General features: G+C 59.5%; 20 protein-coding genes. 18 read left to right on the forward strand and 2 right to left on the reverse strand.

Annotated features, from left to right (window positions below; translation table 11 throughout):
• Positions 1-260 precede the first annotated feature (260 nt).
• The 4 genes from Q8K08_RS10275 to Q8K08_RS10290 all read left to right on the forward strand — a co-directional run bounded on the left by Q8K08_RS10275 (position 261) and on the right by Q8K08_RS10290 (position 8,569).
• Entirely contained in the window at positions 261-3,071 is a 2,811-nt protein-coding gene (locus tag Q8K08_RS10275) for a S8 family serine peptidase (protein WP_305249998.1), read from the forward strand.
• Positions 3,072-3,073: 2 nt separating this feature from the next.
• A complete protein-coding gene (locus Q8K08_RS10280; RefSeq protein ID WP_304800903.1) occupies positions 3,074-4,981 on the forward strand; it encodes a serine protease in 1,908 nt (635 codons plus the stop codon).
• The gene (locus tag Q8K08_RS10285; RefSeq protein ID WP_305249999.1) at positions 4,972-8,133 is read left to right on the forward strand and encodes an ATP-binding protein; all 3,162 of its coding nucleotides are present in this window, start codon (positions 4,972-4,974) and stop codon (positions 8,131-8,133) included. Before Q8K08_RS10280 ends, Q8K08_RS10285 begins: the two co-directional genes overlap by 10 nt.
• A 133-nt stretch (positions 8,134-8,266) precedes the next feature.
• Positions 8,267-8,569 (forward strand): SH3 domain-containing protein, encoded by a 303-nt coding sequence (locus Q8K08_RS10290; protein ID WP_304800909.1) that lies wholly within the window; start codon positions 8,267-8,269, stop codon positions 8,567-8,569.
• Between the two features lie 11 nt (positions 8,570-8,580).
• Here Q8K08_RS10290 and Q8K08_RS10295 read toward each other — a convergent pair whose 3' ends face one another.
• Positions 8,581-9,606: a LacI family DNA-binding transcriptional regulator gene (locus tag Q8K08_RS10295; RefSeq protein WP_305250000.1), complete on the reverse strand. Its 1,026-nt coding sequence runs from the start codon at positions 9,604-9,606 to the stop codon at positions 8,581-8,583.
• Between the two features lie 456 nt (positions 9,607-10,062).
• On the opposite strand from Q8K08_RS10295, the gene Q8K08_RS10300 reads away from it, so the two are divergent.
• The 11 genes from Q8K08_RS10300 (at position 10,063) to Q8K08_RS10350 (ending at position 20,925) form a co-directional block, all read left to right on the forward strand.
• Entirely contained in the window at positions 10,063-11,217 is a 1,155-nt protein-coding gene (locus tag Q8K08_RS10300; protein ID WP_304798725.1) for a mandelate racemase/muconate lactonizing enzyme family protein, read from the forward strand.
• Positions 11,218-11,305: 88 nt separating this feature from the next.
• Positions 11,306-12,892: an ABC transporter substrate-binding protein gene (locus Q8K08_RS10305; protein ID WP_305250001.1), complete on the forward strand. Its 1,587-nt coding sequence runs from the start codon at positions 11,306-11,308 to the stop codon at positions 12,890-12,892.
• Positions 12,893-12,907: 15 nt separating this feature from the next.
• Positions 12,908-13,846: an ABC transporter permease gene (locus tag Q8K08_RS10310; protein WP_305250002.1), complete on the forward strand. Its 939-nt coding sequence runs from the start codon at positions 12,908-12,910 to the stop codon at positions 13,844-13,846.
• Positions 13,843-14,751, forward strand: a complete 909-nt coding sequence (locus tag Q8K08_RS10315) for an ABC transporter permease (protein WP_305250003.1) — start codon at positions 13,843-13,845, stop codon at positions 14,749-14,751. Before Q8K08_RS10310 ends, Q8K08_RS10315 begins: the two co-directional genes overlap by 4 nt.
• Positions 14,748-15,320, forward strand: coding sequence for an ABC transporter ATP-binding protein (locus tag Q8K08_RS10320; RefSeq protein ID WP_305250004.1), 573 nt, complete (start codon positions 14,748-14,750; stop codon positions 15,318-15,320). Before Q8K08_RS10315 ends, Q8K08_RS10320 begins: the two co-directional genes overlap by 4 nt.
• Positions 15,321-15,338: 18 nt before the next feature.
• On the forward strand, positions 15,339-15,728 hold the full coding sequence (locus Q8K08_RS10325) for an oligopeptide/dipeptide ABC transporter ATP-binding protein (protein ID WP_305250005.1): 390 nt from the start codon (positions 15,339-15,341) through the stop codon (positions 15,726-15,728).
• Complete coding sequence (locus Q8K08_RS10330) at positions 15,725-16,726, forward strand: ABC transporter ATP-binding protein (RefSeq protein ID WP_305250006.1); 1,002 nt, start codon at positions 15,725-15,727, stop codon at positions 16,724-16,726. The genes Q8K08_RS10325 and Q8K08_RS10330 overlap by 4 nt, the downstream gene beginning before the upstream one ends.
• Positions 16,723-17,742: a CoA transferase gene (locus Q8K08_RS10335; RefSeq protein ID WP_305250007.1), complete on the forward strand. Its 1,020-nt coding sequence runs from the start codon at positions 16,723-16,725 to the stop codon at positions 17,740-17,742. Before Q8K08_RS10330 ends, Q8K08_RS10335 begins: the two co-directional genes overlap by 4 nt.
• Positions 17,729-18,973: a CaiB/BaiF CoA-transferase family protein gene (locus tag Q8K08_RS10340; RefSeq protein WP_305250008.1), complete on the forward strand. Its 1,245-nt coding sequence runs from the start codon at positions 17,729-17,731 to the stop codon at positions 18,971-18,973. Before Q8K08_RS10335 ends, Q8K08_RS10340 begins: the two co-directional genes overlap by 14 nt.
• Positions 18,970-19,797: a hypothetical protein gene (locus Q8K08_RS10345; protein WP_305250009.1), complete on the forward strand. Its 828-nt coding sequence runs from the start codon at positions 18,970-18,972 to the stop codon at positions 19,795-19,797. The genes Q8K08_RS10340 and Q8K08_RS10345 overlap by 4 nt, the downstream gene beginning before the upstream one ends.
• A gap of 24 nt (positions 19,798-19,821) precedes the next feature.
• Positions 19,822-20,925 carry a mandelate racemase/muconate lactonizing enzyme family protein gene (locus Q8K08_RS10350; RefSeq protein WP_305250010.1) on the forward strand — a complete coding sequence of 368 codons (1,104 nt, stop codon included), beginning with the start codon at positions 19,822-19,824 and terminating at the stop codon, positions 20,923-20,925.
• Here the strand turns inward: Q8K08_RS10350 and Q8K08_RS10355 are convergent, their stop codons facing one another.
• Positions 20,926-23,172 (reverse strand): hypothetical protein, encoded by a 2,247-nt coding sequence (locus Q8K08_RS10355; protein WP_305250011.1) that lies wholly within the window; start codon positions 23,170-23,172, stop codon positions 20,926-20,928.
• A 160-nt stretch (positions 23,173-23,332) separates the two neighbouring features.
• Between Q8K08_RS10355 and Q8K08_RS10360 the strand changes: the two genes are divergently transcribed.
• From Q8K08_RS10360 to Q8K08_RS10370, 3 genes are all read left to right on the forward strand, one after another.
• The gene (locus tag Q8K08_RS10360) at positions 23,333-23,674 is read left to right on the forward strand and encodes a hypothetical protein (RefSeq protein ID WP_304797387.1); all 342 of its coding nucleotides are present in this window, start codon (positions 23,333-23,335) and stop codon (positions 23,672-23,674) included.
• A 237-nt stretch (positions 23,675-23,911) separates the two neighbouring features.
• Positions 23,912-24,946, forward strand: coding sequence for a radical SAM protein (locus Q8K08_RS10365; RefSeq protein WP_305250012.1), 1,035 nt, complete (start codon positions 23,912-23,914; stop codon positions 24,944-24,946).
• A complete protein-coding gene (locus Q8K08_RS10370) occupies positions 24,943-26,688 on the forward strand; it encodes a caspase family protein (protein ID WP_305250013.1) in 1,746 nt (581 codons plus the stop codon). Before Q8K08_RS10365 ends, Q8K08_RS10370 begins: the two co-directional genes overlap by 4 nt.
• Positions 26,689-26,695: the final 7 nt, after the last annotated feature.

Below are 26,695 nucleotides of genomic sequence, written 5' to 3' on the forward strand. Positions count from 1 at the left end.
ACCGCTTCCCTTGCAAGCGGGAAACGGTGGACGGAACTGCTGTCGGCATCTTGTGTAATAGCCTGACGATACACGCATGGAGCGAGTCGCTCAATCCGGCTCGACCTATGGAATAGCTTACCTTGGGTAAGTTTTGCGCTGGATTTCTTTGACGCAATTCCCTTGCGTGGGTAGCCTTGTGACATCAAAACCGACTCTATTTGTGGTCGGAGATACGAATTAAGCAGTCATTATTTATATTTAACAAGGAGTTGATCACAATGTCTGATCTGTCAGGACTGCCCCTGCTCCGCCGCGCCATGGCGTCAGCAGCGCCGGATGATCGCCTGATCTATGCCCCTGAACGTCTGCGCTTTGCGCTGGAGGTCACAGCAGGCGGGCCAGATTTGAACCAGATCCGTTCCGCGTTGATTGACCTGTTGGGAACCGATGCTTTTACGCTTGTCCCTTTGTCGGAAGACATGCCGCAGGATGACAGCCAGTTCCTTACATTCTCTCCCGACGGATTGGACAGGACATTACCGGACGAGGCGCTGTTCACCATCGCCACAGATTTGCGCCACGCACTTGGGCTGATCTCTTGCGAGCCTGATACCGGCGCCCAGATCTATACTGATCCGGGGCCGGATCCTGACCTGACACCCGAAGGCGCGGTGCTGGATGCGACCTGCTGGGTCCATGTAACCCCGCCAGAGCCAAAGACATGGGCACTGTCGCTGACCCGCGTGCCCGAAGCCTGGACACTGGCACCCGGCAAGGGGCAGGGGGTGATCGTCGCCCAGCCTGACACCGGGATCGCAACGCATCAGGAAATATCGGGCACGAATTTTGATTTTGCCAAAACGTTGAATGTGCTTGAGGGCGGCAAGAAACCGACCGATCCGCTAACCTCGAAAATGTCGAACCCAGGTCATGGCACCGGCACGGTCAGCGTGTTGGCGGCCAAAGGTGGCAGCACATTGTCTGGTTCTGCGCCGGGCGCGACGGTTGTGCCAATCCGCTGCATCAATGATGTGAAAGTCTTCAACGCCACGCCGATTTCCCGCGCAATCAACCATGCCGTCAGCGTCGGCGCGCATGTCATCACGATGAGCCTTGGCGGGACATTCAGCAGCAGCCTGCGGGCCGCCATCCGACGTGCGATTGCGGCAGATATCATCGTTTTGTCTGCGGCAGGAAATTGCGTCGGGATGGTGGTCTGGCCCGCCCGCTATGACGAGGTGATCGCGGTGGGTGGCACCAATCATCAGCATAAGAAGTGGAAAGGATCATCCACTGGCTCTGCCGTTGATTTTTCGGCCCCCGCGGAACAGGTCTGGCGTGCCTTGCGGTCAGACAAGGTTCCGCAGACCAACGGTATCTCGGCCGGGCAGGGCACGTCCTTTGCCACGGCGCTTAGCGCGGGGGTGGCGGCGCTCTGGCTGGAGCGCCATGGCCGCGCCGCTGTGATCTCTGCCGCCCGACAGCGCGGCGTTTCGGTGCAAGCGCTGTTTCGCTCGGCTGTCCGGCAAACGGTGCATCGCCCGACCGGGTTTCCTTCGGGTCTTGGGGCCGGAGTGATTGATGCAAAGGCCTTGCTTGATCTGCCGCTGACCCAGATTTCTGCCTCGGCCTACGAGTCAACTTCGCCCACGGTTGACCCTTCTGGCGGGGTTTCCGAAGCACTGTCTGAGTTGTTCGGACCCGGTGCCCCGGACCCGGATTTCGACTGGTCGGCCCATGGCGCTGAACTGTCCGCGCTGATCATGGCAGATGTCCGGGCGGGGCGTGCGCGCGACGGCGCCGCAGCAGAGGCCCGCGCGTTTCGCCAAAGCACACCGGCATTGACCGAGGCCGCCATCGGCGCGCGTGACAGTCGGATCGCGCATCTGGTGTTGCGGGGGCGTCCTGTGGCCCCTTCGATCATGATCCGGTCCGAAGTGTCCCCTGACCGCTTGGCGCGTTTGCTTTCCGGGTTTGGTGCTGCAAGTCAGCCAGGTCTTGCGCCTGAATCCGCAGCCTCTGTCAGGCCAGAGGTGGGTCAGGCCATGCTCGACCCAAAGGGCCGTGCAACTGCGTTGGCGGTATTGTCCGACAGGCTTTCACGCAGCGGGGAACGGGGTGATGATCTGCTGGATACCAGCGATCAGGCGCTTGCCGCGCTGCACAAAGACGGCACAGCAGCGCAGTTGAATGAGGGCCAGACCATCGTGCTGGAGGCACTGGTATCGCTGACCGAACGCCCGGCTATTCCGGTCACTACACGCCTGACGCCCGATGGCAGAACGCTTCAGACCGTGGATGTCCATAATCCTGAGTTTGGCCGCTTTGCGGGCGAAGTCGCGCTGGCACTGACCGAGTTGGAGGAGGGAATTCTGCCCTCGGTTGGCCGGATCGATGGCGATGGTATTCACCTTGGCACCGGCTGGATGATCGGGTCAGGGCTTGTCGTGACCAACCGCCATGTGCTGGAAGAATTCGCCGCCCCGCTGCCAAGGCTGGAAAACCCAACAAGCTGGCAAATCTTTCGCAATGCCACAATCAACTTCTCACCCGGTGCGGATCTGCCTGAACAGGCTTTTCGTCTGACAGAGGTGGTTTTTGCAGGAGGCCTGCCGATCCGGGCATGGCCGATCAGCTTTGACAAGCTGGATATTGCCGTATTGCGGGTTGAAGTCACGAATGGTGAAGCCGCGACCCTGCCGCCCGCCATTCCCCTTGCCACTTTGGGTTCGGTTCAGAATCGCAGGTTCTTTGCCCTTGGCTATCCCGCGCCCCCCGGTTTCATTCCCCGAGATGAGGCAGGGCGGATGCGACAGGATGTTATTGACCGCTTGCGCGCGATCTTTGGCCTGTCTTACCGTCGGAAATACTTTAGCCCCGGCATGGTCATCGGTACCGGTCATGCCACGGTTTTTGACCACGACGCGACCACCTTGGGTGGCAATTCCGGCTCGCTGGTTGGCTCCCTTTCTGACGGGCTGGGGGCAGTGGGTCTGCACTTTGCTGGCGATTGGCTGCGCGCCAACCACGCGCATGATCTGGGGGCTGTTCTGGCGGCGCACCCTGACCTTGCCGACATGTTGCGCTGACAATGGAGGACGGTCGCGACACCTTGCATCTGCCGGCCATCGACGCGACAGGCGCAGCGCTTGTTGCGGCCCATTTCAAAGCGGGCCGCACGGCCTTGTGTCAGGTTTATACTGAAGTTGAACGACGGTCGGCCGGTCGATTGCGCGATTTCAAAATTGTGGCGTTGGGCCTGCAGGATACCGAGGCCGCTTTTGCCGCTGCGCTGCTGGAAACCGCCAGATATGAAGTTCACCGCACCTTTTTGATCGAACTTTCCAGTCTGGGGTTTCTGGATCTGCCGGGCGCGCTTGCGGCTCTGGAGCCCGCCTCGCGGGAGACTTTGCTTTGGCCGCAGGATGGAAGCGGCCATCTGGTTCTGCCTCAGCGCTGGAACAGAACTGTGTCAGCGACCATCGACATGGCGGGGCTTTTGCGCGCGGTCAATCTTGTGGCGCGGCGGCTTTGCTTTATAGAGGCAGACGGCGTTGAGGGAACGGGCTTTCTGATCGGCCCACAGACTGTGATCACGAATTGGCACGTCGTCGCAAACCTGATTGACCCCGCCACTGGGATGGCGCGTGAAGGCAGCGCAGCAGACATCGTTTGCACCTTTGAAAATCTGGAGCGCAAGGAGGGCAAAGCGTATCACGCTGTCGAGGATTGGCTGGTCGATTTCAGCCCTATGGCAGGACAACTGGCCAAAAGCGGGTCTGTTTTGCCAGATATGAAGGGTTTGCGCCCCCATGCGCTCGACTTTTGCGCGATCCGGCTTGCCGGGGCTCCAGGCCGAGAGAGGGGTTGGTATGATCTGTCAAAAACCGGCAAACTGAACGACTCCACAGATCATTTCTTTGTTTTCCAACATCCACAAAGTTATCCGCAGCGATTGGCGATCACGTCAGGCGCGAAGCTTGACCCGAACAGCGCAGACTTTCTGCACCACAAAGCCTGGACGGATGGCGGATCATCTGGGGGGCTTTGCCTTGACCATGCGTTCCGGCCGATTGGCTTGCATCATGCCGCTGTTTTCACGGAACAGAATGTCTTTGTGTCCAACCGTGCGGTCCGTCTTTCTGCGATTCATTCCGCCTGTCCCGGCTTGGGGGATGCCGATCCGGGGCTGAACCGCATTATCGTGTTGTCGGACAGGTCGCGCGCTGTCCTGGGTCGTGGCAAGACGCAGGATCTTGTGCAAGACATGATGCAAAACGCGGCCCGCCCCATCGTTTACGTTCGGGGCCAGCCACGATCTGGCAAAAGCTTCACCGCTGAACTGATCCGGGATTGCGCGCCGCATGACCGGAGGCGGATTGTGCGCCTGTCCGCATCAGAACTTCCGGTCGAGGCGCTGTCTCTGGCACAGCTCATACTTACACGGGCCGGGGCGGCGCCCACGACCGTTGCGACCTTGCCGCAGGCGGATCTGCAAAACGGCACAGATAACGCATGGATCCGCTCAACACTGTTGCCGTCGCTGCGTTTGGCGCTGGCCGGGCTGCTCAGCGCAGATCCGCTGCAGCCTTTGATTCTGTGGTTGATCATCGACGAGCTTGACGTCATGGCCATTCCCCAGACGGGCGCGCGCGAGCTGCTGGATGCGCTTTACGCCGATGCCGAAGCGATGCGCAATTTGCGCGTTGTTCTGATAGGGCTGGACGCAGCCTTGCCCAGCATTGATCCTGCCTCTGTGCGCATAGAAATCCTTGACGCACCCGATCAGGTTGCACCCGAGGCATTGGAGTCCTGCCTTGCCGCGTTGATGACGGAACAAAGTCTGGCACCAGCGCCCGCGGAATTGCAGCGGCAGCTTGGTCTGTTGAACGCGGTCGAAGCGATGGTGCAATCGATGGGAAAAGGGCGCAATCGGCTGGAGCGTCTGTCTGACGTTCTGGCGCAGGTCTGGCTACGGACAGTGCAAACATGGAAATGATGTTGAACACCCTGCATGGCGCGGATGATCTGATGCGCGCGGCGTTGACCGGGGTGTTCGACCCGCGCGCCTTGGTTCCAGATATGGATGAGCAGCGGCTTTCGGCGCTCGCGGCTGTGGCGGTCGAAGAGTCGTTGGGCGGGCGCTGGTTTTGGGCGCTGACCACCGACGCAAGGCGCGCTGGGCTGGCACGTCTGCCGCCAAGCCCCGCCGATCAGCTCGCGCTGTTTGACACGTTTCCGCTGGTTGATGGGGATGCCTTGGGCGCGGCGATCCGTGCCGCACTTTCAGAAAAACCCACAGAGCGCGTCCAACACCTGTTGCGTCTTGGCGGTGCGACGGGGGCTGTGCGTGGCCTGCCTGATGGCGCAGATCTTGACGCCAATACCTTGGTGCAGGCGATTCAGATGCTGCAAGAGGCCGGGGTCATGTTGCGGGGTTGGGCGGCCGATCCTTCGAAAGTCCGGAAGCTGCGCCGAGCGGTAATGCTGAACCAGCGTGCCCTGTCGCAGCACCGTCTGCTGCCAAGCCCGTTCCGTGGCCGCAGAAGGGAGCTTTTGGCCTTGATGCACTATGTGGACCGCGGCGAAGTTGCTCTTGACCCGCGCGGTGTCGTTTCTTTGCCCAAAGTTGTTCCGCCGGGCGGTATCGGCGCTGTCTTGGTGGCAGGAATGGGCGGCACCGGGAAATCCGCCCTGATCGAAGCCCTGCGCCGCCGCGTTGAGCGCCAGTCGGACATGATCTTCCTGACCTTTGATCTGGACCAGACCTCACTTCGGGCAGGGGAGCGGATGGCACTGACGATGGAGTTGTTGCGTCAGCTTGGCCTGCTTTTACCCGAATTGGACAAGCCACTGTCGGACATCAGATCTGAGCTGCGGAAACTGATTTCGACTCAAGGGGCTGAACGCGAAAACCCAGAGGCCGCGTCATCCGCCGTTTACTCGGGGCTTAGCCAGCTTGGCGCCGCTCTGTCGTCGAAGGGGCTTTCGCAGCGAAAATTGGTGTTGGTCTTTGACACATTCGAACAGGCTTTGATCGTGGGCAGCCGCCGTGTGCAGTTGATCGCCGACTGGCTACTCTTGTTACGCGATCTTGCGGGTGTTGCCGCGCTGCGCGTGATCCTGTCTGGCCGCGAGTCCGATAAGATTGCTGCAATCGACGGCCTTGGCCTTACGGTTCAGGGGCAGCTTGTCCTCGGTGATCTGGGGGCGAAACCGGGGCAGACCAAGCTGCGTGACATGTTCCGCCGTTTCGGCATTCCAGACCTTGATCTGGTGCCAGCCCTGATCACGGCTTATGGCTCGAACCCGCTGGTTATTGAAGTCATCGCTGCCTTTTGCCGCAACCGCCCCCGGACAGAAATTGTCGAATTATCGAGCGACCCCGGAGCTGATCAGCGTGGCGCATTGGATGCCGAGATGTGTCAGCGTGTGCTGTATTCTCGTATCCTGAACCGGATCGCTGATCCTGACTTGCGCGCCTTGGCCAATCCGGGTTTGGTATTACGCCGAATTACAGTGCAGATGATCGAAGAGGTGCTGGCTGTGCCCTGTGGTTTGCCCCACCCCCTACCGCGTGACCGTGCCGCAATGCTTTATGATGCGCTGGCCCATCAGATCTGGCTGGTGCGCCCGGCCCTTGGCTCAGTGGGACTGGAGCATGTGCCGGATCTGCGCCGGGTCATGCTGCCGCAAATCCTGTCCCTTCCGACAGCAAAAACGGTGGCCACGACAGCGGCCGCTTGGTTCGAGACCCGTGCTGCGGGGCGACTTGGCGCAGACTTTTGGGACGGACTTTACTACCGCGCCCTGATCGACCCAGATGCGCTGGAAGGGGTCGCCCCAGAGGTGCTGGCGGATATGTCCAGTTATTTGGGCGTAGATGCGACAGATCTGTTGAAAAAACCACAAGCGCAATTGCGTGAGGCCGCAGGAAAGGTGCTTTCGGAAAAAGAAATCAAGGTTTTGGCCGGCTCGGCTCGGAACCGAGCCACGCTAAAACGTCAGGCACGCCAGATGTCAGACGGGGAGGAAAAGACAATTCTGGCCGAGGCTGTGGGCCAGGATCCGGCGCAGACTTGGTCCACGCACGACTTTTCCACCAACCCTGATCTTGCCCGTGCAGTTTTTGCGGGGGCAGAGTTCCATAGCCTTGCGGCGGCAGCCCCTGATCTTGCCGCGCACATTCTGGGGTTTGGTCCAGATCAGGTCAGGGTTGGGCAGGAAACACCCGATCTGGCACATCCGGCTTGGTTGGCAGCGCTGGCCACATTGGCCCGCACGGCTGACCCGACAGCGCGCGCGCGGCTTGGAGAATGCCTTGGTGGCTGGCTGTCTGCGCCAGAACATCAGCCCTCGGCTTTAGAGCGGCTGATCATGTCAGCACCCGGCACCGCGCCCGCACAAGCCCTTGCGCGGTTTGTGGGAATGCTTGCCGCCATGACAGGCAGCCCGCTTCTGTCCCCAACGCCCCGGTTCGGGACCATCGACCAGCTAAGTGCCCTGCCTGCCCATACGATCGAGACGGCTCTGGACTGGCGGTATGAGGCACTGATGATCGGGCGCAGGTTTGTGGGCGCAGACGATAGCCCTTTGAACGTGCAGGTTGCTGCCGGGGTTCCGGTGTTGCATCCGGTCGTGCTTGAGAATCTTCTGGGTCCGGCAACGGCACTGGATACGTCAAACCTTCCACGGGCCGAGGCTAAAACGCTGGCCTTGCTTGTTCAGGGCAAGAGCGACCAACTGTCAGATGTGACGCGTGCAATCAGTATTCTTGACCGACTGACCCTGCGGTTAGCGCCACAAGAATTGCCCGACCTTTTGCGCAAGACATTGTTCCCCGGTCGCTTGCCAGAGTTTCACGCCCCTCTCCGGCTTCTTCTTGCTGACATGCAGCCGGGCCCGGAGCTTGCAAAGGCGATTGCATCTGTCGTCAATGCCTTGCCGTGGTGGCCGCGCGACCTTGGACCTGACTTATTTAGAAAAGACACTGTTGGCCCGACACTTGTTGGCACGCTTATCGATTTGATTGACCGTGCGGGGCACTTGCCCGATCTGGCCCGCGCGCTGGCATCGGTGCCCGGGGTGGGTGCGCGTGCACGCGACATTTCGGATCTGATCGACGCCTTTTGTACACTTGCGCAAGGCTAGGATTCCAAAGCGCCGCAGATGACAAATCTCTGGCACAAGACCGCCTGCGGTTTGATCCGCCTGCTTTGTGCTATTTCGTTTGACCGCGGGAAACCATAGAACTGAAGCCGAGGCAGAAAACAGGAGAGAAAAGATGCGTAAAGCACTTCTGGCAACCTTGATGGCGACAGTGCTGACACCCCTTTGGGGCGTTGAGCCTGCAAAGGCAGGTCCACTGGGGCGGCATGAGGTTTATGGGGTAAAAGACGATGACATGCTGAAAATGCGTGCCGGCCCCGGAGTCGGGTATGTCGTGATCGTTGGATTGCCGAACGGAACCGTGCTGCGGGTTCACAGTTGCGAACAGACCGGCAGCACCCGTTGGTGCAGCGTGTCGCTGGATCGTGCGCGTGCGTTGAAAGGCTATGTTTCATGGGCCTATTTGCGAAAGCTATAGCCATCACGGCTCTAGGCAGAGGGCGGCACGTCGGCCCAGCCTGCCGGATCGGTCGTTGCGCGGATCATCAATTCACCCTGCAAGGTGTGGCGTTGAGGCGGGCCGATGTCGGTAGCCAGCAAAAGCTCGACCGTGCGATCAACAATTTCGCGGACGGGCTGGCGATAGGTGGTCAGTGAATAGCCGGGCCACGACGCCATCGGGATATCGTCAAACCCCGTCACGGCAATATCCTTTGCCCGCCCTGCCATGCGGATGGTTTCGATCCCGCCAAGGGCCAGGATGTCCGAAGCGTAAACGATCGCATCCGGCTCAAGTGGAATCAGGTCAAGCGTGCTCAGTCGTCCCGCCTCATGGGTGTAGGCTTGTCGGGTGGACGTGCCGACAAGCCGCATCCCAAGTTCGGCAAGCCGCGTGGTAAAGGCGCTGTAGCGGACCAACCCGACGCCAGACGTTGTAAACCCGGCAACATACCCGATCCGTCGCCGCCCGGTTTCAAAAAGGTGGTCAACCAGACTGCGAAACCCAAGCGTATTGTCGCAACAAACGGTTGTAATGTCCTCATGCCCCAAGCGGTTCAGCAGGATCGACCGTCGCCCTTCGGTTGCCCATGTCAGCATGCGTTCATTCAGCACGGTGGCCGATATGATGACGACCGCATCGACATTATAGGTGCGGATCGCGTGCAGCTGGTCTTCAATGCTCGCACCGGGGGAGATGTTGAAGAACAGGCTTTGCAACCCGGCGGCCTGCAACCCTTGGGTCAGTTGCGCCAGTAGCGCAGGGTAAAACGGATTCTGCATGTCAGAGACGACCACGCCGACAATATTGGTGCGCCGGGTTGTCAGCATAGATGCGATCGCATTTGGCCTGTAGCCATAGTCCCGGGCAGCCATCAGGATTTTGCTGCGAAGGTCAGACGAGATACTGCTGCCGGGTGTGAAGGCGCGTGAAATTGCAGACTGGCTGACCCCGATCAGGGCCGCCAACTGTCTAGAGGTCAAGGGCCGTGCTGTGGCTGTTTCAGTTTTGCTCACTTGTCTTGTTCCCGTGCCTGACAGAGCCCACCATATCATCAGCGGGTTTGACCGGACCATGCCAAAAATTTCCTATGAATGCGATTTCATTGCAATGAAGATCTGTCTTCAGATATTTCTTCTCCGGCGTTGATGTCTGCTGCAACTGCAAGATGATTTATGGATGAAAGCCTTGACTCTTTGTGATGGCCTCCTTGGATGATTTCAATTATATAATTTAAAATCAGTATATTGATGGAAAATTGTATGTGTTCTGCAGGTGCATCCTGCTTGCGGAAGGACTGTTGCCTGTGGCCTGTGTTGCCCCCGGTTTGCGCGAATCTGGTGTGCGGTCTTGGTGGGATTGGTTAAAAACTAATCTTGAATACGGATGCAAAGTCTGTTCAGCATGAGCATGACGGCACTTGGATTCGTCCGGTGCGGTGCTTGGGGATGATGTTCTGGGAGGTGCGGGCCTTGGCAAATGACAGACCTACCACAGCCTTTGCAGGCGCTGCCCCCGATGGAGATCACCGGATTTCTTCAGTAGAGGCTTTTCAGGTGCAGTGGCGGCCGGGTGACCCGCCGGGACGCCGGACAGCGATTGTCCGGGTTCGCACGCAAAGTGGCCTGACCGGATATGGCGAGGCATCCCCGATGATGGGGGGCGAACACAGTTTGCTCGTCGTGCGCGACTTTGCGGCTTCGCTGATCGGGGCTGATCCGTTTGATCAGGCGGTCCTTCAGGATCGGCTTTTGCACCGCTACATCAAGCTTGGCCCCGAGGGTGCGGTTACAGGCGCGCTTGCCGCTTTGGACATCGCGCTTTGGGATATCAAGGGCAAAGCGCTTGGCTTACCGGTCTTTAAGCTGCTTGGTGGGGCTTGGCGAAGCACGCTGCCTTTCTACGCCTCTATCGGAGGCAATGCGGACCGTTCGGTTGATGATGTAGTGCGGGTTGTCGAGGCCCGCTGGCAGACCGAAACACCCGCCGCCATCAAGATCCGCTGGGACGGTGACCGTACCCGGCAAGACCATGACATTCCAGGCGATATCGCCAAGGCGCGGGCCGTTCGCAAGCTGGTAGGAGATGCCTACCCCTTGGCCTTCGATGCGAATAACCAATACTCGGTCGGTGGGGCGATCCGTGTTGGCAGGGCGCTGGAGGATCTGAGCTATATCTGGTTCGAAGAGCCGGTCCAGCATTACAACGTGCGGGCTATGGGCGAAGTTGCGCAACGGCTTGATATCACGGTTTCCGCCGCAGAGCAGACGTACACAACGCAGGCGTTGGTGGATATAATCAATGCGGGCGTGCGGATGGTGCAGCCCGATATCGTCAAGATGGGTGGCATCACCGGTTTGATGCAATGCGCGGCGATCTGTTTTGCGCATGGTGTCGAACTGGTGCCGCACCAGACCCAACCGGGCATTGGCCATGTGGCGAACCTGCATGTTCTGTCCACGCTGATGCACAATACCAAACCAGCCGAATTCGCGGACCCTGATGACCGCATGCATCCGGCTTTTGAAAATCCGCCACTTCCGAAGAACGGAACCTTTGAGGTGCCCCGGGGGCCGGGTCTGGGTCTTCGGGTGCGCGATGAGGAACTGGACCGGCGACGTCTTTGACCGGTCATGATTGCAACCCCGGCGCAGTAAGAACCGGGGAAAGGAACGCAGGGCAAATGCCCTCTGAACACAAAAGGGAGGACCAAGGATGATTACGAGACGGACACTTCTTGGAACGGCTGTTGCCGCTTCGGCGGCCGGTCTGTTCGCGCCCCGGCTCCGCGCCGCAATACCTGATACTTTGCGCTTTGCCAGCGCAGCGGGCGGCCCGCGCCGACTGGACCCCAACCAGACCACGCAAGGGTCGGACAACTGGGCCGTCGTGCAAGTTTTTGAGTATCTGGCTCGCCCGCCAGATGGCAACTTCGGCATCACACCCAATGATTTCGAGCCATGGCTTGCCGAAAGCTGGACCACCTCGGATGACGCGAAAACCTGGGTGTTCACATTGCGCCGGGGGGTTCAGTTTCACCGGGGCTATGGCGAAATGACCGCAGCAGATGTGGTGCGGACCTTTGTGCGCGCCCGTGATGAAGGTGTGAACACCGCCAACTACAGCAACCTTGCCGAGATCATCGAGTCTGGTCCCTATGAGGTTACGATCAGGTTGCACAATCCTGATCCGATGTTCCTCAGCTCTACCGTCACGGCCCGGCACGTCATGGTCATCTCAAAAAAGGCCGAGGAAGATCTGGGCGAGGCGTTCCTGACCGAAGCTGTCGGAACCGGCCCCTATGAGCTGGAGCGGTTCGACACCGAGCGCGGCATCTTCTTGCGCCGTCATGTCGATTACTGGGGCGAACCTGCGATCATCTCGAATATCGAGTGTCTCTATATCGCGGATACCACGGCACGCACGTTGGCGCTGATGTCCGGGGATGTGGACATGGCCGAAGGTGTGCGCCAACCCGGTTGGGTGCCGCAGATCCAGAACCAAAAGCCTGATCTCTTGTTCGACATGACTGTGCCGGGATCGTTCAATACGCTGTTTTTCAATATGGAAAAAGATCCGTTGCAGAACATTCTTGTTCGCAAGGCGATCATGCATGGCATCAACAAGCAAGAAATCGTCGATGCGTTGCAACCCATGTCACGGATGGTCTACACGCTTAACCCGCCGAACTACCCGACCGGGTTCGCGCTGGAAGATCTGCCCGAGGATCTGCGCTACGAATACGACCCCGACGAAGCCAAGAAGATGCTGGCCGATGCAGGCTTTGCCAATGGGCTGACCATACAGGTCAACACGTCGCAACGCGAAGACTACAGCACACAGCACCTGATCATTCAGGAACAGCTGCGGCAGATCGGCGTCAACATCGACCTGACGATCATGGACCACTCTGCCTATCACGCGACAAACCGGCAGAACCTGAACACCCTTAACATCAACTCGTCGTCACTGCCGCCGGTGCCGCTGTATGTCTTCAATGACTATGCGGTGTCGACAGCGAACATGACGGCCGATGGCAAGGGCGGGGCGAACTACTCGCATTATGGCGTGGCGATGCCGGGTGTCGACAATCTGCTGGCCGAGATGCTGCAATCTACCACATTTGACGATTACGTCGCCAAAGGGCGCGAGGTGGAGCTGCAGATTCAACGTGATCTGCCGATGGGTGGCTTGCCGACACTGTCATATCTGGTCGTGCGCAATCCGCGGATCGATCTTGGTTACGAAGTGCAGGGTGGCTATGCCTATTGGCGGTTCTGCAAGGCAAAGATCGTCGCCTGAGAAGGAAGAAAGCGCATGGCAAGATACCTGATACTTCGGCTTCTGGACATGGTACCCACCTTGTTTCTGGTGCTGACGCTGGTGTTCGTTGCCATGCGCATATTACCGGGTGACCCAGCGCTGGCGGTGCTGGGTCAAAACGCAGACGGCGGCCAACTGGAGGCCTTTCGCGAGCGTATGGGTCTGAATGACCCGCTTTGGCTGCAATATGTGCGCTTTTTATGGGATGCGGTGCGGCTGGATTTCGGGCGATCCCTGATGACTGATGTGCCGATCCGCACGCTGATCGCCAACAACCTGCCGCACACGGTTTATCTGACCATCACATCGGTAGCACTGGGCATGACGGTGGGTATTCCGCTGGGCATCTATGCCGCCACGCAGCGAAACAAATGGCCAGACAACGCGCTGCGGCTGTATTCCCTGATCGGCTATTCGGTGCCTGACTTCTATCTGGCGGCCATTTTGCTGGTAGTGTTTTCATTGCAATTGGGCTGGTTCCCGATCAATGGCGCGGGCGTCGGTTTCTGGGGCGGTCTGCACCACATCTTGCTGCCTGCAATCACTCTGGCCTTTCTGAAATCTGCCTTTATGGGCAGGCTGACCCGAACGTCACTGCTGGAAGTGATGGGGCGTGACTATGTGCGAACCGCGCGGGCCAAGGGCGCAAGAGAAGGCAGAGTGATCTTTCGCCACAGCCTGCGCAATGCGTTGCTGCCGCTGTCAACGGGCTTGGGCCTGTCGATCCTTGCCACACTTTCGGGGTCGGTTGCGGTGGAACTGGTGTTCAACCGTCCGGGCATCGGCCGCTTGCTTATCACGGCCATTCAAGAACGCGATTATCCCGTCATTCAGGCAGGTGTAATGATGTTTGCCTTCTTCGTCATCCTCGTGAACCTGTTCATGGACCTTGTCTATATCATCGTCGATCCGCGCATTCGGGTGAAATCATGACTGATGTGCGCACCGAGACACCTTCGGCCGAGCTGATTGCAGAGCGGGAAATTCTTGCGCCCGAGCCGGGCTTTCGAGAGGCATTTTCCCGCGTCGTGCTGGACCGCCCCTCGACCCAGATCGCCTTTGTTGTGGTCATCATATTCATTCTTGTGGCGGTATTGGCCCCGCTGATTGCACCCTATGATCCGTTGCGGCAGTCGATGCTTCGGATCAACCAGACCCCTACTGCACAGCATTGGCTGGGCACTGACCAATTTGGCCGTGATGTGCTAAGCCGGTTGATCCACGGATCGCGCAAATCGTTGATTTTCGGCCTTCTCTCGCCTGTCTTCGCGGCGTTTTTCGGTACCATCCTTGGCGTTGCTGCAGGATATTTTGGTGGGATCGTAGACCGAGTTATCAGTCGGATCATCGACATGCTGATGGCCTTTCCCGAACTTTTGCTGGCGATCCTGATTGCTGCGGCACTGGGGGGCAGCTTCTGGAATATCGTTGTGGTGCTGACTGTCGCCTTTACGCCCGGTTTTGCGCGGGTGGCGCGTGCCTCTACCCTTTCGGTCAAGCAAGAACCATATGTCGAGGCGGCCATCGCTGCGGGGGTCTCAACGCCGCATATCATCATCCGGCATATCATCCCCAACATCTCGGCCCCCATTGTGGTGCTGATGGCGCTGTGGTCAGCAAGCTCTATCCGGATCGAGGCCACATTGTCCTTTTTGGGAATCGGCACGCGCCCGCCGAACCCGTCTTGGGGCAATATCATCCGTGACGGGCTTAACAGCATGTTCGCAACGCAATGGCCGATTTTCGCGGGCGGCCTTGCCATCACCATCGTCGTGCTGGCGATCAGCATCATCGGTGACTCGGTTCGCGACCATCTTGACCCAGAGACAAATCAATGACCGTGCCCCTTTTGGAAATCCGTAACCTTTCGGTCGAGTTTGGCCCAGTCTCGCGGCCTTTGCGCGTGGTCGATAGCGTGTCGTTTTCGATGCGCGCGGGTGAAGCGCTGGGGGTGGTTGGTGAAAGTGGGTCAGGAAAGTCGATGACCGCACTTTCCATCCTGCGCCTGTTGCCCGAACCTCCGGCGCGCGTGTCCGGCGAGGTCTATTTCAACGGTCGCGACCTGATGCGCCTGCCGAAACGGGATATGCCTGCGGTGCGGGGCAAGGAAATTGGCATGATCTTTCAAGAGCCGATGTCCTCGCTGAATCCGCTGATCACCATTGGCGACCAGATAGATGAAGCGATCATGCTTCATGAGCCGATGTCGGCAGTAGAGCGGCGTGAGCGTGTCATTGCGCTGTTGCGGCTGGTGGGAATGCCGGACCCCGTAAGCCGGTTGGGCGCCTATCCCGACCAGTTCTCGGGCGGCATGCGACAGCGGGTAATGGCGGCCATGGCGATGGCCTGCACCCCACAATTGCTTATCGCGGATGAGCCTACAACGGCGCTGGATGTCACCATCTAGGCGCAGGTGCTGGAACTGATGCTTGATATCCGGCGCCGCTTCAATTCGGCAATTCTGCTCATCACCCATGATCTGGGGGTTGTTGCTGAAATCTGCGAGCGCGTGGTCGTGATGTACGCAGGCCATATCGTCGAGGACGCAAAGGTTGAGGCGTTGTTCACCAATGCCCGCCACCCTTACACGCAGGGGCTTTTGCAGTCGGTGCCGACGCTAACCGATACGCGCGACAGGCTTTACCAGATTCCCGGTTCCGTGCCGCCCGCCGGGACCATCCGCGAAGGTTGTCCATTCCGGGCGCGCTGCCCGATGCGCATGGACCGCTGCGCGGTTGAGATGCCACCCCTTGTGTCCCACAGCCCGGATCATCGCGCCGCCTGCTGGGCAACACAGCCGGAGACCGTCGCATGAGTGTACTGCTGGACGTGAAAAAGATCAGCAAGACCTTTGTGGACACCACATTGCGCATGGGTCCGCGCCGCGCCCCTGTTCGCGCGGTGGATGGTGTCAGCTTTCAGGTTCACCGGGGCGAGACACTGGCCGTCGTGGGTGAAAGCGGCTGTGGGAAATCCACGCTGGGTCGTTTGCTGCTGCATCTGATCGAAATGTCTGAAGGCTCGGTCATCTTTGACGGCCAGGATATGAGTGCGCTGTCAAAAGAGGACCTGCGCCGGATGCGGCAACACATGCAGATGGTGTTTCAGGATCCGTTTGGCTCACTTTCCCCGCGTCGCACGGTGGCAGACATCATAGCCGAACCAATGGACAGCTTTGGTCTGTCTGGTTCGCGCAAGGAACGCCGCGAAAAGGTTGCCCGTCTGTTGGAAATGGTGGGTTTGCCAGCGTCGTATATGGATAGGAAGCCGCGCCAGTTTTCGGGTGGGCAGCGGCAAAGGATCGGGATTGCACGAGCTATTTCGGTCGATCCGTCCTTTATCGTGGCAGATGAACCTGTCTCGGCGTTGGATGTCTCGATTCAGGCACAGATCATCAATTTGATGCAGGATCTTCAACGGCAAAAGGGCTTTTCCTTCTTGTTCATTGCGCATGATCTGGCCGTTGTGCGCCATGTCGCTGATCGTGTGGCGGTGATGTATCTGGGTCGGATCATTGAGCTGGGGACAAAAGACCAGATTTATTCCGCCCCGCACCACCCCTATACCGAGGCGCTGTTGTCGGCCGCGCCGCGCATTGACCTGAAAGCGAAAAGCAACCGCATTATCCTTCAGGGCGATGTGCCAAGTCCGTCCAACGTGCCCTCGGGCTGTGCCTTTCGCACCCGATGCCCGATCGCGACGGATCGTTGCGCGCAGGAACGGCCAGAGCTTTCGCAGGTTGAACCCGGTCGTGCTATTGCCTGCCATTATCCCCAACCGTTTCCGATTTCAAACCAGAGGACCGGGGCATGATTACTGCGCTTGACGGGTTGGTGGTCCATGACCGCTCTGGCAGTATCGCGGGGCAGTTCTGCGGAAAGCTGTTGTGTGATTTTGGCGCAGAGGTCTGGCTGGAAACCGGATCGGATCATTCAGATATTGCGGCAGGTGGCACTGGTGACCGATCAACCGCGCTGGACCTGCATCTGAACCTTGGCAAACGTCTTGGTTCGCCGCCGGGGCCACCAGATGTTGTGATCTGTGGCCCGGCCGACGATGCTGATGAATTGCGGCGCAACCAGCCGGCCGTTCTGGTCGTTTGCATCAGCGGATTTGGCGCGACGGGGCCAAAGGCCGGCTGGCTTGCCCCCGAGATCGTCTTGCAGGCGGCGTCGGGCATGATGATTTCGAACGGCACCCGAGGCAAAGAGCCGCTGTACGGCACAGGCAATCGTGCCTCTTACGCCGCAGGGCAGGCCGCATACATTCAGATCATGGCGTCCCTTCGTGTGCGGGCACAAACCGGGCAGGGCGACTGCATTCGCATCGACGCCGCTGAAACCGCTGCCGCGATGTGTTTTCCCTATGCTTTGCAGGCGATTTACAACGGTACGGATCGGCGCCGGGGCGATCAGGACATTCCCGCCGGACAGGTGCTATGCCGGGGGTCATGGGTGTGCCTTTGGATCTATTCCAACCGGTTCCCGGCGCTTTGTCGGTCGCTGGCTCTGGACCATTGCTTGACAGATCCGCGCTTTGCCGAGGCGCATGAAAGACAGAACCACTGGCCCGCCTTTTTTGCGTTGGTTCAGGAAAAGGTGGATCAGCACGACCCAGATGCCTTTGTCGCGGACTTGCAGGGCATGAGCATCATTGCGGCCCGCGCTTACCGGATCAGTGAGTTGCGGGCCAGCCAGCATCTTGCTGCGCGGGGCTACTGGCGGCCAGTGACAATTGGCCAAGAGACGTTCGTGCTGCCCGGCCCGCCGTTCCGCATGGCTGTGACCCCGGCCCGTGAACCGAAGGACAAGGCCCATGCTGCCACTTGAAGGAATCCGCGTGGTCGAACTTACAACAGCTTGGGCTGGGCCGATGGCTGGGCGCATTCTGTCTTGGTTTGGGGCCGAGAGCTTTCATATTGAAAGCCCGACCCGCACGAATACATGGCGGTCGAACCGTGATCGCCCAAATCCGGTGACCTATCCCGACCTTGATCCGGGCGCGCGGCCTTGGGATCGCTGCTTTACCTTCAATTCGCAGAATTTGAACAAGCGATCACTTGTGGTGGATCTGAAAAATCCAATGGGGTTTTCTGTCGTGCGTCGGTTGGTTGCACAGTCTGATGTGTTGATCTGCAATTTCCGACCCGGTCTGCTGGAGCGGCTCGGTCTGGATCATGCCACCTTGTCAAAGGATCACCCCGGTCTGATCGTGATAGAGATGCCCGCCTATGGTTTGACCGGTCCTGATGCTGGCTTTGCCGCGCTTGGGCCTACGATGGAAATGGCGGCCGGAATGTCTGCGATGATCGGATATCCGGGCGGGCAGCCCACGGTGACCGGCCCATCCTATATGGACCCGATTGGCGGGTTTAACGCAGCGGCGGCCTTGCTGACGGCCCTGCATCACCGCGACCGGACAGGCCAGGGCCAGCACATTGAAATGGCACAGGTTGAAGGCGCGATGCAGTTCATCGGACCAGAGTTGATCGAGGGTGCAGATGTGCCCCCGGATGGCAATCGCCGGGCCGACATCGCGCCCCACAATGCTTATCCGGCGCTGGGTGACGATAGTTGGGTGGCAATCGCGGCCCGGTCTGATGCGGAATGGTCTGTTCTTTCAAACGCAGTGGGTGGCAAGCAGTTGGTACAGGATCCGCGCTTTGTAACGTTGGCCGCACGCAAGGCCAACGAAGATGCGCTGGATGACCTCATTGCCGCCTGGACCCGCTTGCAGGACCGGCACGCAATCGCTTCGCACTTGCAAGCCATCGGTGTTGCCGCCTCAGCCGTGGAAACAGCGCCCGATCTGGCGCGGTCGGACTATCTGCGCACACGTGGGTTCTTCACCACATTGGATCACCCGGTTGCGGGGCGGCATGATCATCCCGGTCTGCCCTTTCATTCAGACATCGCCCAAGGCTCTGCCCGGACCGCATCACCCGGTTTTGGCGAAGGCAATGATTATGTGCTGCGCGATGTGCTGGCATTGTCTGAGGCGGAAATCGCGCAGATCATGGCCAGCGGAGCCCTTGCCGACACGCCGGAGCCGGGCACATGATCGACACTTTGCCCGAACGGCTGGAGCTGACGGCCCGACTGGACCCACGACCGCGCTATGCGGGCACCAGCCACGAGGATGCAACGGCCCGCGCCATGGGCTTTCGCGCAGCGCTGTTGCCGGGGGTGTTCGTTTATGGCCACGCAACGCGCCTTGCCGTGATGGGCTGGGGCGAAGATTGGTTGCGCCGCGGCACGGCATCTGTCCGCTTTCGCAAGCCTGTCTACAACGGCGATCCGCTTTTGGTGCAGCGTGGCCCGGTTGCGCCAACCGAAGGCGGAATTGGGGCTGCGGTCACGGTCAGCCATGCTGAAACCGGCGAGGTTGTACTAGAAGGAAGCATCGGCCTTGCCCACACCGTACCCCAGCCTCCCAACACCTTGCCATTGCTGCAAATGGCTGATCCCCGCCATCGCATTCGGATGGGTGAAGTTCCTGTCGGTCTTCAGCTCGGCAGTGGCGTCAGGGTGCTGGCGGATGACATGGTGGCAGACTCACTGTCCGATTTCCACGAAACCGAAGCGCTCTTTGCGACCCGCAGACGTGTTCATTCCGGCTGCCTTGTGCGGGTCACGATGGAGGCTGCGCTGCGCAATCTGGCGCTGCCTGCGCCGGTGATCCTTGCCGGGTTCGAGGTCGCCCATTGCGACAGCGTTCCCATCGGGGCGACCTGCCAGACCTCTGCCCGGATCATCCGGGCATGGGATGTGCGCGGCAAGCATTTCTTTGAAACCGAGGAATGGCTGATCGCCAATGGTCGCCCCGTCGCGCGGCATATCCGGCAAAACCTCTATGCCATCGACGACGCAAACCGGGGCGTTTAGCAGACCCATTGAAGGAAGCCGCATATGAAGATCGCAAAGATTGAAACCTTCACCACCCCATTGATCGGCTTTGTGCGTGTCACGACCGACAGCGGCGACGAAGGATGGGGGCAAGTTTCAACTTACAATGCCGACATCACTTGCGACGTGCTGCACCGGCAAGTGGCACCACATGCGCTGGGGACAAATGCGCTGGATTTCACGGATCTGATCGCCTTGATTGCAGAGCGCGAGTGCAAGTTTCCCGGCGCCTATCTGCGCCGTGCGACGGGGGGGCTGGATACGGCCCTTTGGGATTTGCGTGGGAAGGTCGAGGGTAAGCCTGTCACCTCTTTGATCGGGGGCAGCCCAGGCAAACTGCGGATTTACGGCAGTTCGATGCGCCGCGACATCACACCTGAGGAGGAGGCCACACGCCTTTGCCGCCTGCGCGATGAGGCGGGCATCACCGCCTTTAAATGGCGGGTTGGCAAGGAATGTGGTCGCGACTTTGACCAATGGCCGGGCCGGTCAGAGGCCATTGTGCCGCATGTCGCCAAGGCGCTGGGCAACGGGATCGACAAGCTGGTAGATGGCAATTCCGGTTTTTCCCCGGCCCGTGCCATCGAACTGGGTCAGCTTCTGGTCGATAATGGCATCTCGCATTTCGAGGAACCCTGTCCTTATTGGGAATTTGACTGGACAAAGCAGGTGACCGACGCCTTGCCGATTGATGTGACGGGTGGCGAGCAGGACTGCGAATTATCGGCTTGGAAAACCATGATCGGGTCTCGGGTCGTTGATGTGGTGCAACCCGATATCCTGTATCTTGGCGGGATGTGCCGCACGTTGGAAGTGGCCCGGATGGCGGCAGATGCGGGCCTGCCCTGCACCCCGCATTCGGCCAATCATGGGCTGGTGACCTTGTGTTCCATGCACCTTCTGCGGGCAATTCCCAATGCGGGCAAATATCTGGAATACTCGATTGAGGGACCATACAGCCAGCAATGGGCAGATGATCTGTTTCTTGAACGGCCATATAAGGTGCTTGATGGCCATGTCGAAGTTACTGACGCACCGGGTTGGGGCGTGACAATAAGCCCGGTATTTTTGGACAAGGCCCATTACGCGGTCAGCACGGCAGGGTGATCAGACATGCCGCGCAGGCTCTGCATCGCTGCGGAACACTGTCATACAGGACAGATCTGCCAGCAAGCTTGCCGCCAGACAGACACCATTGCCGGTCGCCAGCGCACGGGCGCGGGCGGACAGGCTGGCACGATGGGCAGGATCGCGCATCCGGTCCAGAACCGGGTTGACGCGCATCCTATCACTGGCCCGCAACATTTCTCCCGCTCCGGTGATCCAGGCAAAACGGGCACGTAGTTCCTGGCGGTCCATCTCTCCGGCCTCGTTCGGGAGCCACACTGTGGGCAGGCCAGCGGCGGTAAATTCGTGAAAGCTGTTATATCCAGCCGCTGACACGGCATAATCAAAGGCAGCAAGGCAAGGCGTTACCGGATAAACCGCCCGTAAAAGCGCACCTTCGGGCACTGAAAGCCCTTCGGGTTCCAGCGGTGAGCGCAAGACAACAGGGATGTCACCGCCATCCCGGATTGCCGCAACAATAAGCGAAGGCATCCCACCCAGATCATTATTCACCATCGAGCCAAGGCTGATCAGAACGCATGCGCCGCTTTCGGGCAGGTCAAGTGCGCGCCGCGCATCCTTGCGTGACAAAACCGGTCCGGGCGGCACACGCCATATCGGCGGCAGGCGAAGCTGATTTGCAGCCCGATCATGTGCCGTGGGGCCATTGTCTATGATGTCGGCAAAGTCGCCGGGCGACAGGATAAGATCAAAGGCCCCGCCACGCGCCAGCGCCGGATCGTGGTCATTGCGCCAAAAGCCCCTCCGGCTCCAGACCGTGCGGATATGCGGACGGCCCGCCATGAAATCCAGAACGCCCTGATAGGGAATGTTGCCGTCAAAGACAAAAACTCCCACCCCATGAAAATCGGATGCTTCTGTCAGCGATAGGGCAAGGTTGTCGTTCCATGCGTCAGTATCGACATCAAGATTTCGGTGAAAAGGACTGAACTCACAGGGGAAACCTGCCTGCTGCACAAAGGGCTCCCCGCGGGAGAGGGTGAAGAAGACAGGTTGCGGCTGGGTCGGGTCTGCCTCGGCTATCGCAAGAAGGCGGGTCAGATGGCCAAGACCAACGCCGTTCGAGCTCATCATCAGGATGCGGTCGGCCCCCAGACGTCTGATGGACGGGGGGGCGGATACGGTAGGAACGGGCGGCAATGCGCTGGCCCGGCGAATGCTGGCAAATGCAGGATCGATTGCTGCAAACCGGGCCGGGTAGCTTTCCAGGGCAAAGGCCTTGCCAATATGGGCGCGGGCGCGCCGGGCCTGAAGGCCACGGGCGGCGTCATTCACGCGAAGGTCGGCCAAGGTGTCGGCCACTTCCTCTGGGCGGCAATAAATAGCGGCGGGGCCGAACAACGGGCGGAAATGCGGGGGCAAGATGACGGGCAGACCACAAGCTGCTGCCTCCAGGATTGCGCGGCCAAAGGCTTCCACCCAATCGTCGCCATGAAAGTATACCCAGGCATCAAGTGTCGCCAGATAATCTGCGGCGGTCTGGCTGGCAAAGGGCAGGCACCGCCAATGCGCGGGACAAGTAACCCCATATCGCCGGGCCAGTGCTTCCGGGTCGGCCCCCAGCATGGAGACGTGAATATCGGGCGCAAAAGGATAAGCCGCGAGCGCCGTTTCAACCGTATCCGGCCACTTGGGGGGATGCGGTCGCGAATGGCGCCCGATGCGCAGTGTTGCGGGCAATGGGGCTGCGATGCGCTCGGATTGATCCGGCCAATCGTCAAGGTCAATCAGGTTCAGCCAGTCAAGCGGTAAGGTCTGGGACTCAAGTCCCGCCAGTTGCTTCCGGACCAAGGGACCAACCGGTGCAAGCCAAGGCGTTACGCCCAGCATCAACCCCGTCATGCGCAATACCTCTGCCGGGTCATAGTCGGAAATGCCCCGGCCATCATGCGGCGGGTGATGCAGCACCACAACGCCATGCTCTGCCCGCACAGACAAAGGCGCGGCGGGCAGTTGGTTGAACACAAGCGGATGATGCAGCACTACAAAACGTGTCTCGACCGTTATGGCTGGGCCAATCATCGGGGTGCCGGTTTCGATCAGCGCGGACTTAATCTGGGGATGCACCGGGCGCGCCTGTTTCAGCAGCGGGCTTAGCACCGGCAAAAGTGCTGCCGACAGTCCCGCGCGGCGCGCAGCCTTGACTTCACTGGCGAGGGCTGTTGACGTTCCCCCGGGGAACCTTGGATCGGCGGCGAACACGATGTCGAAGAATGCCTCTGCCATACTGCAATCCTTTGCCGGACCCCGGTCGGAACGCCCTGCGCATCGCGGAGCGGGAGGGATTCGGCGCAAGGTTAGCAGATGGCTTCTGCTTCGCAAAAAGCGTTCAGAGGCAGACAGCGCGACACCCTATGCCCTGCGACCCGAAGCGGACCAGAACACGTTGGCGCTGGTCACGCTCTTAGGGGTGGAAACTGGGCGTGCCGCACAAATGGTCCGTGCGGCACAACAGCGGCTGACGCAGTTTGACCGGCTGGTTTTTGTCCTTAGCGCGCCGGATCTGGTCGAGGCGACCCGTGGCGGCGCTGTGGTCGAACTGCTGCCCGGACTGCGAGAGTTGGCTGGCCATGAGGCGGGAGAAATTCGCCGCTATCTCGAATCAAGACAGAACCAAATTTTGCAAAAGTGGCAGCCTGATGTGGTTTTACATTACGGTTTGCCGCTCGACGCCTACATTTTGGCGCTAATTGCCCAAATATCGGGGGATGGGTCGAATCCATTTTGACAGGTGGGGCCGCCGCCCATACTCTTTTTCACATTGTAGACGTAAATTTCGCGGGGTGTCCGATGGCTGGCTTCACGAACCGTATTGTTGCGCTTATGACGCTTGTATCGACCGCTTTTGTTACGGCGGGCTGTCAGCTTGAAGGGCAGGAGCCGAAGGTTGTCGTGAAACCGAAACCTGTTGCCGTGCAAGCCCCAGTGCCACCGAAAAAAGTGGTGAGAACGCCGGTGCCAAGACGTGTCGTGGTCGGCGGGTATTGACAGCCCGGCGGCATCGGTTGCGGCCAAGCCCGCACGGATGATCGCCTTAAACCATGCGGACCCGCGCCACGCGCGGGTCGTGTTGATTGACTGGATGCTGGGAAACCACTGCAATTTTGCATGCGACTACTGTCCGACAGAGTTGCACGATGGCTCTTTGCCTTGGATGCCTGTGGATGTAGCAACGGGCTTTCTGGATACGTTGCACGATCACTATGTCGCGGGCCTTGGCCGGTCGCTCTGGTTGCAACTGACCGGGGGGGAGCCAACGCAATATCCGGGTTTTTTTGATCTTTGCAGTGCCGCCCATGCGCGAGGCATCAAGGTGGCGGTAATTTCAAACGGATCGCGCACAGCGCGGTTCTGGCATCGGGCCACCCCAGTTCTGGCAAGTGCGATCCTGACCTATCACGATCTGCAGGTTGATCATTCACAGTTTCTGGAAACGCTTGGTATTCTGACAGGGGCCGGTGTGCCGGTGCATGTCAATGTGACAGTCCACCCCGACCGCTTTGACGCCATTCTGGAGCGCGTCGATGATATCCGCGCAGCTGGGCCGGGTGCCAGTCTGACATTAAAGCCGCTGCGCCTTGGCTTTGGGCAAGAGTTGTATCCCTATACCGAAGCCCAAAAGGGCCATCTGTCGAAGCGGCAGGCGCGCCTGAGGTCAGGTCAGTCGGTCGAAAGCGAGGCGCTGCTTTTTCAGCGGGGTCTGATGGCGCGCCATCTTGCGGATGGCACCACCGACACATGGCGCGCGAATGATCTGCTGCTGGCGGGCGAAAATCGCTGGCAGGGCATGCGATGCCATGCTGGGCTGGAATCGTTGCGCATCAAGGCAGATGGCCGTGTGTTCCGCGCGGTGTGCGGCAGCGGGGGGTGTCTGGGCCAGTTAGGACAGGGCACCATTGATCTGCCGGTTTTGCCACTCACCTGCGACCGGCACAGTTGCGCCTGCGTCGCCGATATTCTGATCACCAAGACCGCCACGCAAAGGAATGCAGCGCCATGACAAATCCGCGCACCCTGTTGCCACAATACGCGTTCGCCGCAGTGCTCGCGGTTTTTTCCATCGGCCCGGGAGTGCCTCTGCACGCGCAAGAGGCAGTGGCCATGGCCGATCCCGTCGCCATCGCACAGGACGCGCCGCGTCATGCGTTGGTTATCGGCAATTCCGGCTACAAGATTGCCAGCCCGCTGAAGAACCCGGCGGCAGATGCGGATTTGATGGCTGAAACGCTGGGAAAAATCGGCTTTACCGTCACGAAAGTTACCGATGCGGGCTATGTTGATTTCAACCGGGCCGTGGTTCAATACGCCAACAGCCTGCCCGATGGCGCCATTTCTGTGGTCTATTATGCTGGCCACGGGGTTCAGGTGTCAGGGCAAAACTTCCTGCTGCCAGTGGATGCCGATCCTGCCTCACAAGCGGATCTGCCGTTTTTGTCGATGTCTCTGGACAATCTGCTGGGGATCTTTCGCGAACGGAATGCTGCGGCAAACATCTTCATTCTGGACGCCTGCCGCAACAACCCGTTCGAGGATGATGCCGTGCGCAGCGTGGTTGGCAGCCAGACCCGTGGTTTGGCGCCGGTGTTAAGCGGCTTTCGTGGGTCTATGATCGCGTTTTCTACCGCACCCGGAAAGGTGGCGCAGGATGGGACGGGGCGGAACAGCCCCTATAGCATTGCATTGGCCGATGCGATGCTGCGGCCCGGACTGCCGATCGAAAGCGTGTTCAAACTGGCACGGACACAGGTGATCGGGGTTACGGATTATCAGCAGGTGCCGTGGGAAAACTCGTCTCTGACACAAGAGATCTATCTGGCGGCCCCCGCTGCTGTGGCCGCTGCCGTTGATCCGCAAAAGCGTGTGACGCAATGCGATCTGATGGCCGGCCATCCGTCTGATCCAGAGCGGGTTCATGTGGGCGTGGATTATGCGCTGTTGCGCCCCGGCCCCGCCATTGCAGCCTGTCGCGCCGATCTTGTTGCCGATCCGCATAACCCAAGGCTGATGTCACTGCTTGCCCGCGCCCTGACCAAGAATGGCGAGTTGCAAGAGGCGCTGGCATTGGATGAAGCGGCGGTAAAGCTGGGCTATCTGGGGGCCTATCACAATCTGGGCAATCATTACCGCCGTGGCGAGATCGTAAAGCGTGATCTGGTCAAGGCTTTGGAATTGTTTACCTACGCAGCAGAACGCGGCCATCCCGAAGACGCCTATAACGTCGGGATTCTTTACCGTGAGGGTGAAGGTGGTGTGCCGCAGGATTTTTCGCGTGCGCATGAATGGTTTGAAAAGGCTGCTCAGCAGGATTACCCTTCTGCCTTTGACAAGCTTGGTCTGATGGCAAAGTCAGGCGAAGGCGAAAAGGCCGATGCTGAAAAGGCCGCAGCCCTTTTTGCGCGTGGGGCAGAGTTGGGTGACAGCTCGGCCATGGTCAATCTGGCCAGCGCTTACCGCAAAGGCGAAGGTGTTCAACAGGATTTCGATCAGGCATTTGGTCTGTATCGCCGCGCAGCCCAGTTGCGGCGTACCTCGGCCTATACCTCGTTGGGTGACATCTATCTGAAGGGTCAGGGCCGCGAGGTCGACATGACCGAGGCGTTGTTCTGGTTTCAATTGGCGGCGCGGCAAGGCCATGGCTACAGTCAGGAAAAAGCTGCCGAAATTTCTGCCGGGCTTGACGCTGCCACATTGGCCGAGGTGGAACGGCGCGTGCAAAACTGGATCAATGGCGATTTTGGGTAAGGGCTGC

Origin of the sequence: Pseudotabrizicola sp. (assembly GCF_030684215.1) — a bacterium.
In the GTDB taxonomy this organism is placed as follows: domain Bacteria; phylum Pseudomonadota; class Alphaproteobacteria; order Rhodobacterales; family Rhodobacteraceae; genus Pseudotabrizicola.